This window comes from Marinobacter sp. EhC06 (assembly GCF_001650915.1).
GTDB lineage: Bacteria > Pseudomonadota > Gammaproteobacteria > Pseudomonadales > Oleiphilaceae > Marinobacter.
Window position 1 is genome coordinate 241,460 of the sequence record NZ_LXYO01000035.1, and the last position, 6,694, is coordinate 248,153.

The 6,694-nt window shown below is 56.6% G+C and carries 4 protein-coding genes; all 4 read left to right on the forward strand.

Translation table 11 applies throughout. From position 1 onward, the window contains the following. The first annotated feature begins 6 nt into the window (after positions 1-6). From A8B84_RS19090 to A8B84_RS19105, 4 genes are read left to right on the forward strand one after another with little or no spacing between them, the layout of a single operon-like run. Positions 7-513: a hypothetical protein gene (locus tag A8B84_RS19090; protein ID WP_064230526.1), complete on the forward strand. Its 507-nt coding sequence runs from the start codon at positions 7-9 to the stop codon at positions 511-513. 53 nt (positions 514-566) lie between these two features. Beyond that, complete coding sequence (locus tag A8B84_RS19095; protein ID WP_064230525.1) at positions 567-4,085, forward strand: PAS domain-containing hybrid sensor histidine kinase/response regulator; 3,519 nt, start codon at positions 567-569, stop codon at positions 4,083-4,085. Continuing rightward, positions 4,082-5,719, forward strand: a complete 1,638-nt coding sequence (locus A8B84_RS19100) for a tetratricopeptide repeat protein (protein ID WP_064230524.1) — start codon at positions 4,082-4,084, stop codon at positions 5,717-5,719. Before A8B84_RS19095 ends, A8B84_RS19100 begins: the two co-directional genes overlap by 4 nt. Next, positions 5,716-6,396, forward strand: a complete 681-nt coding sequence (locus A8B84_RS19105; protein WP_064230523.1) for a sensor histidine kinase — start codon at positions 5,716-5,718, stop codon at positions 6,394-6,396. Before A8B84_RS19100 ends, A8B84_RS19105 begins: the two co-directional genes overlap by 4 nt. Positions 6,397-6,694: the final 298 nt, after the last annotated feature.

The following is a 6,694-nucleotide window of genomic DNA, read 5'->3' on the forward strand; positions in this document are numbered from 1 at the left end:
CATTATATGTTCTGGACATTCGTCGCCACTGTAGTCTGCGGCCTTGGCGCTGCCGGTATCGCTCTAGGTATTCGTGCCGCCACCCGAAATAAAGCCCCGAAGTGGATCATCCCGGTTTTTGCCGGCGCGGGCATGCTCGGCTATCTCATCTATATGGAATACACCTGGTTCGACCAGAAAGAGGCCCGGCTGCCAGACGAAGCGGTGGTTGTAAGTACCGAATCCGACGGCATCCTGTGGCGGCCCTGGACCTTCGTGCTCCCCTACGTCACCGCATTTTCCACAGTCGATACCAAGAGCATCAGCCGTGACACCAACAGCGAGGACATCGTGCGGTTTACCCTGTATCGTTTTGAGCAGAAAATGACGGATGCCGTTTCCCACCGCATTCACATCATCAACTGTGCGACCCGGGAACTGGTACCACTGGGTTCTGACGGAAGCCCCCGAGTGGACAACCTGAAGCTGCTTGAGCCCGGAGATACCCTGTATAAAACCGTCTGCGCAGAGTGATACCTCGTTAGCGTGATGCTTCAACCTGCTGATACTGTCGGGAACGCGTAACCATGATTAGTGCCTGGCTGCTGGTCCTCATTTCCATCACCTACATCTCGATCCTGTTCGTGATCGCATGGGCCGGCGACAGACACCCCGGCCTGTATCGCAGGCGCCTGGCACGCACCCACATATACGCACTGTCTCTGGCAGTCTACTTCACCTCCTGGACCTTCTATGGCGCCGTTGGCCGCGCCACCCAGGAGGGGCTCGGCTTTCTACCCATCTACCTTGGTCCTCTGCTGGTGTTTGTTTTCGGCGCGCCCTTGCTGCGCCGGATCATTTACATCAGCAAGCGCAATAACAGTACTTCCATTGCCGATTTCGTCGCCTCCCGCTACGGCAAATCCCAGCTACTGGCGGCAATGATTGCGACTTTTGCCTTGATCGGCAGCGTCCCCTACATAGCCTTGCAGCTGAAAGCCATTGCCATGGGCTTCAACGTGCTTTCGGAAACCGGCACAGGTTATGAGGAACTGAGCACTGCGGCCTGGAACGATTCAGCCTGGTACATCACCCTAGCCCTGGCAGTATTTACCGTTCTGTTCGGCACCCGGCACCTGGAATCCACCGAGCATCATCGGGGCATGATTCAGGCCGTGGCCTTCGAGTCACTGATCAAACTGGTGGCCTTCGTCGCCGTTGGCCTCTTTGTTGGCTACGGCCTTTACGGCGGATTTGGAGACCTGTTTGAACGCGCGAAGGATGCAGACCTGATCGGCACCCTGACCACCGATGGCATTGAGGCGCCGGCGTTTATTACCCAGACACTGATCGCGATGCTCGCCATCATCTGCCTACCCCGGCAGTTCCATGTCATGGTGGTCGAGAACACCGACCATCGCGACTTCGAAATTGCCCGCTGGGCCATGCCGATCTACCTGATCGTGGCCAGCGCGTTCGTGCTTCCCATTGCCGCAGCCGGTCTGCTGTCACCCGAGGCCTCAGCCGGAAACCCCGACGTCCTTATCCTGCAGCTGCCGATCATGGCTGGCGAGGAATGGCTGGCCATACTGGCGTTCCTTGGGGGTGGCTCGGCCGCAGCCGCCATGGTTATCGTCTGCTCCGTTGCCATTGCCACCATGGTCAGCAATGAGATCATCATGCCGGCCCTTCTGAAGTTTTTCCGGCCGGGCATGAACCGGCGCACGGATCTCAGCTATCTGCTGCTGAGTATCCGCCGCGTGGCCATCTTCGTGGTGCTGCTAACAGCCTATGGTTTCTACCGGATGGCTGGCGAAGATTACAGCCTGACAGCCTTCGGCCTGCTCTCCTTCGCCGCAGCGGCTCAGTTCGGACCAGCTCTGGTAGGAGGCATTATCTGGCGCCGGGGCAATTACATGGGCGCCGTCTGGGGTCTGGGTCTCGGATTCCTGATGTGGTGCTACACCTTGCTGCTACCGGCGCTCGCCACCACGGGCTGGGTCACCGACACACTGATTGAGCAGGGAATCTGGGGGCTGAACTGGACACGGCCCACCGCCCTCTTCGGGTCGGAGCTTGATCAGACCAGCCATGGCATTATCTGGAGCCTGGGAATCAACACGGTAGTGTACATCGTGCTCTCAATGCTGACCCGTCAGCGGGTCCGCGAAAAAATTCAGATTGCCTCCTTCTTCCACGATCCACAGCCCAAGGCCGAAACCGCCCAGCATCAGAGCTGGCAGGGTGAAATACTCACATCAGACCTGCAGGCGCTTACCGACCGGTTCATGGGCGAAGAGCGCTCGGAAACCATTTTTCGGAATTACGAACGTCGCAATGCCATTCGCCTGCACCCGCACCGCCCGGCGTCCGCACATCTGATGAAATACATCGAGCGCCAGTTGGCCTCGGTCATTGGCGCCTCCACGGCCCGGGTGGTCCTTGAATCCACCCTCACCGGCCGGGATATGCAGATCGAGGACGTGGTCAGCATTGTCGATGAAGCCTCGCAGGCCATGACGTTCAGTCGGGAATTACTTCAATCCGCTATTGAAAACATCAGCCTGGGCGTGTCTGTGGTTAACCATCAGCAGCAACTGGTGGTCTGGAACCATCGCTATCTGGAACTGTTCACCTATCCCAAAGGCTTCGTCAGAGTCGGACGCCCGGTCGAGGATCTGATGCGTTACAACCTGACCAATGCCAACCTTTCCGCCCGCAGGATTGATGAGATCGTGGCTGATCGCTGCGCCAGTATGCGGGAGGGTCGACCGATGTCCTATGAGCGCCAGAGGCCGGATGGAACGGTTTTACGCATCGATGGCAGCCCGATACCCGGAGGTGGCTATGTCACCACCTTCCAGGACATTACCGCCATGCGCCGGACCGAGCAGGCGCTCAAGGAAACCAACATTTATCTGGAACAGCGGGTAAAGGAGCGCACACAGGAGCTCCAGGTCATTAACGAGCAGATGCTGAAGGCCAAATCCGTGGCCGAACAGGCCAACCAGAGCAAGACGCGTTTCCTCGCCTCGGCCAGCCATGACCTGCTCCAGCCACTCAATGCCGCCAGACTGTTTACCTCCGCCCTCGCCGGCAAAGCGGATGACGGCGAGATGAAAGATCTGGTAGACCACATCGACAGCTCCCTCGGTGCTGCCGAGGAGATCATCAGTACCCTGCTGGATATTTCAAAGCTGGACGCGGGCGCCCTGGAGCCGGATATCGGGGTGTTCCCCGTGAACGAGATCATGCGCCATCTGGCAACCGATTTTTCAGCAATTGCAAAGGACCAGAACCTTGAACTGCACGTTGTGCCCAGCACGGTCTGGATCCGCTCGGATGCCAAGCTGCTGCGCCGCGTGGTCCAGAACTTCCTGTCCAATGCCATACGCTACACGCCCGAAGGCAAGATCCTCCTCGGCTGTCGACGCCTGAAAGGCTATATCCGCATAGAAGTCTGGGACACCGGGCCCGGTATACCCGAGGACCAACTGGCGCACATCTTCGAGGAGTTCCGCCGGTTTCAGCACGGCCGGGATAAGAAAGGCCTGGGGCTTGGTCTCGCTATCGTCGACCGTATCAGCGGCATGCTGAACCACCCGGTCAGCGTGCATTCTGTCCAGGGTCGCGGCAGCGTATTCGGTATAACGGTGCCGACAGCGGCACCCGAACAGAATGAGGCCGCCGCTGCCAAGCCTGCATCGGGATCACGGCGAGTATCAAATCTCGGTGGCCTGCATTTCCTTTGTATCGACAACGACCCGGCCATCCTTCAGGGAATGGTGGCGCTGCTGGGCAACTGGAAGTGTGATGTGACTGCGGCCGAGAGTCTGGAAGATGCCATGGCAAAACTGGAAGGCCAAAGTCCGGATATTATACTTGCCGATTATCAACTGGATGAAAACAAGAACGGCCTCGACGCCATGGACAGCATTCGTGGTGCATTGAACGCGGACATCCCGGGAATACTCATCACTGGATATATGGCGCCTGAAGTGCGGGAAGATGCCATCGACCGGGGCTACCAGATTCTCTACAAACCAGTAAAACCCGCTGCACTGAGGGCACTGGTTAATAAGCTACTCAAACAGAAGCGCTCATGACCGATTCAAAAGCTGACTTCAATCCTTTTGGGAAACTCACCTATCTGGTCATCGATGACTTCGAGAACTTCCGGTTATCCATGCGCCAGATGCTGCGCAGCTGTGGTGCCGATAAGATTGAACTGGTCGCCCACGCCAACCAGGCGATTCAATACTGTACCTACAATCACGTAGACGTGGTGTTGTGCGACTTTAACCTTGGCGAAGGCAAGAACGGCCAGCACATACTTGAGGAGCTACGGCATAAAAAACTCCTCAAACGATCTTCGCTCTTCCTGATGGTGACTGCCGAAACGTCCAAGGAAATGGTCATGGGCGCAAGGGAATATCAGCCAGACGCCTACCTCACAAAACCTACCAATCGGGCCTTACTGGAGAAACGCCTGGGCGCCCTGATCAGCCAGCGCAATATCCTCCTGCCCGTTAACCGGGAAATCGACCGGGAAAACTATCCAGAGGCCATTTCGCTCTGTATCCAGGCTCTTCCCCGGCAGCCACGCTACAAAACCTGGTTGATGAAAACCCTGGGCGACCTGTATTTCCAGCTCGGCGACCTGGCTCACGCGCTGAAAATCTATGATGACGTACTGACGCAACGAGAGCTTTCCTGGGCGAAGCTCGGACGCTGTAAGGTCTTGCTCGCCAAACGTAGCCTGGACGAAGCCGTAGATGGCCTCAGGGACCTTCTGGCAAAGCATCCTGACTATATGGAGGCATATGATCTGCTTGCAGAAGGCCTCGAACGGCAAGGCCGTCCGACGCAGGCACAGCAAGTGCTCGAGAAAGCCGCTGAGCATTCCCCCAATGCCCTGCTCAGGCAAAAGCACCTTGCCGAGCTGGCAGGTTCAAACCAGGACATGGACACGGCGTCGGATGCTTGGCGTAGAACCGTTGAACTGGGAACCCACTCAATACATGACAACTCCGAGCACTATCTTTCGCTGGGCCAGACACTGTCGGACCTGAGTGAAGGCGATCTTGAGGAAGATGGTGCGGAAAAGGCCAAAGAAGCGCTGGCTGTGCTGAAAAGAATGGAAAAACGATTTGAAGGCGAGGAAGGCATCAGTCTGCGTAGCCGGATCGTACAGTGCCGGGTGTACGCTGGACAGGGACAGGATCAACAGGCCACCAGGATCCTCGAGAGTATCAGGCCAGAACTCCAGGATACCGCAGCCCTGGATGCCAAAACGGGGCTAGATTACGCCAAAACCCTGTTTCGTCTTGGACATGAATCCGATGCGAAACAGCTGCTCGGCGAGATGTCCGAACGTTTCAGCGATGATCCTGAAACTCTCCAGAAGATTGAAAGCCTTCTGGATGAGCCCGTGGGATTCCGTCAGAAAATCAAAGCCCGAACCCTGAACCGGGATGGCATCAGAGCCTTCGAGTCCGGAAACCTGCAAGAAGCGGCGGAGACCTTTTCAAAGGCCCTGGAGATTGTCCCTGACCACGCCGCCCTGAACCTTAATCTGGTTCAGGTACTCATGAAGGAACATGACAATAATCCGGGCAACACTGAGCTCCTGAAACGCTGCCAGTCCTGCCTTGATCGGTTAGCAGGGCTGCCAGAGCAACATCGCCAACACCGGCGTTATATTGCCTTACAACGAAAGCTGAAGGGACTGATGCAATGAATGACCAGAATATCGATTTTTCCATGGTGCTTGCCTCAGCCGTTCACGATATGAAGAACTCGCTTGGCATGCTCCTTAATTCCCTCGACGAGCTTCGCAGCGAGCACGAGGAAAGCCTCGGGGAATCTTCCCGCTTCAATACCCTGCAGTACGAAGCCGAACGGATGCACAACGATCTGGTGCAACTCCTTGGTATCTACCGGCTTGGCGAGAACAACCTTTCCGCGCACATTGAGGAGCACTTTGTACCGGACTTCCTGACCGAGCACCTGGCAAGGCACACGCCTCTGCTTCAGGGGCTTGGCATTGAGGTTTCGGTGGAGGCTGAGGACATAAACGGCTTCTTCGACGAGGACCTGTTGACCGGTGTGCTGAACAACACCATCAATAACGCTATTCGTTATACCCAAAGCAAGATTCGCCTGACTGCCGGTGAGAGAGACGGTTGCCTGGTGATTGGTGTTGAAGACGATGGGAAGGGTTATCCGGACAGTATGCAACACACCGGAACCTTGAACTTCAAATCGCTTGATTTCAAAAGTGGAAGTACCAGCCTTGGGCTGTTTTTCGCCTCCTCCGTCGCCAAACTTCACAGCGAGGGAAATCGAACTGGGTCGATAAAGCTCCACAATGGCGGAAGCCTCGGTGGTGGGGTGTTTGAGATCTGGCTGCCCTGATCCAGAAGTTTTTCTGAAGGCAATAAAAAACCCCAGCATCGAGGATGCTGGGGTTTTTGGTATTAGGCGCCTGACGATGACCTACATTGCTCAGGCCTATCGGCCTTCGGCCCTTCGGGCCCGCCGTCGCTGCGCTCCCGCGTCCTGCGCTTGCCGTTGGCAAGCTTGTCACATGGGGGCCTGTGTAGTGCACAGCAGGGCCTCGATCCAAAATAAAAAAGCCCCGGCAGCGATTGCTGTCGGGGCTGTTTTATTTAGGAGCCTGACGATGACCTACTCTCACATGGGCAACGCCACA

Coding starts and splice junctions, on each gene's coding strand:
- A8B84_RS19105 (WP_064230523.1), top strand. CDS start 5,716: ATGAATGACCAGAATATCGATTTTTCCATGGTGCTTGCCTCAGCCGTT.
- A8B84_RS19100 (WP_064230524.1), top strand. CDS start 4,082: ATGACCGATTCAAAAGCTGACTTCAATCCTTTTGGGAAACTCACCTAT.
- A8B84_RS19095 (WP_064230525.1), top strand. CDS start 567: ATGATTAGTGCCTGGCTGCTGGTCCTCATTTCCATCACCTACATCTCG.
- A8B84_RS19090 (WP_064230526.1), top strand. CDS start 7: ATGTTCTGGACATTCGTCGCCACTGTAGTCTGCGGCCTTGGCGCTGCC.